We start from the raw sequence: 1,621 nt of genomic DNA, 5'->3' as shown, positions 1-1,621 counted from the left end.
CGCGCTCCACTTCCAGCGGCAACTTCGCCGCCAGAACGGCGGTATTGGGCGTACGCACTTCGATCATCGCGGCCACGGCCAACGGCAACTTCTTGAGTACCGTCTTCCGCAACCACGGCATCACCACCTCCATTCCTTTACGGATCTCATTCGCTAACACCTGCACCGAGCCCACGTTCGACACCTCCTCAACAGGTGTATGATCAACATCACCGAAGACAACGTTGAAACTGATAGGTGCTAAGGATGATTTACCGATGGACTTGACAGATGCCTCGCTGGTGTTGCTGGCAGAGGAGAGCGGCGAGGGACGTATTGTCGGTACCGATGAGCGTGATTTTCACACTGATCGCTGGAAAAACCAGCATCCCTTTCGTAATCTGCTGCTTGGACAGGTTATTGAGATGGATACAGTGCTGCTTTACGGCTGGGAGGATGCTGGCTGCTGGATTGCAAGGCTTGACCGCAGAGCTCGCTGTGTTTCCTGGTTTCTTGTGATGTGGAGGTCGCCGTGGGAACTGACTACGAAACTGACGTGGTGGCCTGGGCCAGCGAGCAGGCCCGGCTGATTCGTGCCGGGCGTTTCGATCTGCTTGACCGGGAACATATCGCCGAGGAGATTGAAGACGTGGGGAAGAGCGAACAGCGCGAGTTGGCCACCCGAATGGCGGTCCTCCTGGCCCATCTCCTCAAGTGGCAGCACCAACCCGAGCGCAGAGGTGCAAGCTGGGAAGTGACGATCAGCAGTCAGCGACAGAGAATTGTCCGTCGCCTGGACAAGACACCGAGTCTGCGCGGCTGCCTCAACGACCCGGACTGGTGGGCCGATGCCTGGGGCGATGCCTGCGATCTGGCCAGTGCCGAGACGGGAATCGGAATGGACAAGCTCCCACGCCATTGCCCTTGGGCGATGGCAACGGAAGTCCTCGATGAAAGCTGGCTACCGAATGAGTAGCGGTAGGGCTATGGGTGATCGGGGTAGCGGCGATCATGCTGGATTGCAAGATTTGACCCCGCAGACGCGCTTGACCCTGCAGACGCGCTCTTCGACCGTACACAGTCCTGACGCATGATCAGCAAAGCCCAGCCGTAGCAAGGCTTGGCGGCGAGAGGTAAAAATAACTTTCGCAAAGGGGAGCTAGACAGGCACGCGGGTTTCTGGCAGGATAAGTGTAGGACAACAGGTCTGAGCTTGAGCCGGAGGATCCGTGATGGAGGTCATGAGTACGAGGAGTTGGGTGCACTGTGGTCGCGAGTTCAGCGCCGCGGAGATTGCTGATCTGTGTGCGACAGTGGCATGGCTGCCGGGATTGCCGCGGCAGGAGTTGGCGGCAACGCTGTGCGAACATCTGGCTTGGTTCACCCTATCGGGAACACCGAAGATCCACGCTTGCCAAGAGTTCCTGGAGCGCTTGCAGACGGCCGGGTTGCTGGTACTGCCGCCCTTGCGGGCGGCGCGGCCCGTCCGTCCGGCCGCCCTCGCGCCAGCGGTGGAGGCGATTGACGAAGCACCGATTGACGGTCCGTTGCTGGCGCTCGGCCCGGTGCGCCTGGAGATCGTACGCGAGACGACCCTGGTGGCGCAGTGGGATGCGCGGGTGGCGCGCTGGCACCCGCTGGG

At 60.5% G+C, this 1,621-nt stretch carries 1 protein-coding gene and 2 pseudogenes; all 3 read left to right on the top strand.

Translation table 11 applies throughout. From position 1 onward, the window contains the following. Window positions 1-248: 248 nt before the first annotated feature. Window positions 249-392: pseudogene (locus tag CAPSK01_RS21695) on the top strand (VapC toxin family PIN domain ribonuclease); the annotation flags it as partial. A 119-nt stretch (window positions 393-511) separates the two neighbouring features. Continuing rightward, on the top strand, window positions 512-955 hold the full coding sequence (locus tag CAPSK01_RS03475) for a DUF29 domain-containing protein (protein WP_034922679.1): 444 nt from the start codon (window positions 512-514) through the stop codon (window positions 953-955). A gap of 265 nt (window positions 956-1,220) precedes the next feature. Continuing rightward, window positions 1,221-1,621, top strand: a pseudogene (locus tag CAPSK01_RS03470) (hypothetical protein); the annotation flags it as partial.

Source organism: Candidatus Accumulibacter vicinus (assembly GCF_000584955.1).
In the GTDB taxonomy this organism is placed as follows: domain Bacteria; phylum Pseudomonadota; class Gammaproteobacteria; order Burkholderiales; family Rhodocyclaceae; genus Accumulibacter; species Accumulibacter vicinus.
Note: the sequence above shows the minus strand (reverse complement) of the source record. Positions and strands in the feature narration are given on the sequence as shown.